This is a genomic window from Pantoea stewartii subsp. stewartii, from assembly GCF_008801695.1.
GTDB classification, from domain to species: domain Bacteria; phylum Pseudomonadota; class Gammaproteobacteria; order Enterobacterales; family Enterobacteriaceae; genus Pantoea; species Pantoea stewartii.
In genome coordinates, this window is record NZ_VZPF01000275.1 from 1 (window position 1) to 435 (window position 435).

Genomic DNA, 435 nt, shown 5'->3' on the forward strand with positions numbered 1-435 from the left:
GCTGTTCACTGGCGTTAGCCACGCTGTCTGATAGCGCCGCTATACGCGCTTCAAGCTCCTGATGCAGCGCTTCCAGTTCGTCAATATCAAAATTTTTGCCCTGGCGTTTACAGAACTCCGCCAACAGACGTTCCGCCTCTTGTTGCTCGCGCAGCCGCTGTTCCAGCTCGCTCAGGCGCATTCGCAGCGGCTGTACCTGTTCCGCCAGGTGACGCTGGTTTACGCCGTCCCGCAACAGCTCGCGCGCCACGTCCCAGGCTTCTCCACGCGCCAGCGGGCCGTTGATCGCCGCAACCAGTTGGTAAGCCTGCTCAAACTGACTATGCGCGGTTTGCGCCACGCTCATTTTTTGTTCCAGAGAAAGCAGTTTTTCCGTGGCTTCCTGTTCTTTTGCCTGGAAAGTATCCAGCCATTCGGCGGCGCTTTCCGGCGTTA

At 58.2% G+C, this 435-nt stretch carries 1 protein-coding gene; it reads right to left on the reverse strand.

Annotated elements, in window-relative coordinates:
* Window positions 1-435 (reverse strand): hypothetical protein (locus F7Q90_RS26150; protein ID WP_170283823.1); only part of this gene is annotated, 435 nt, incomplete at both ends.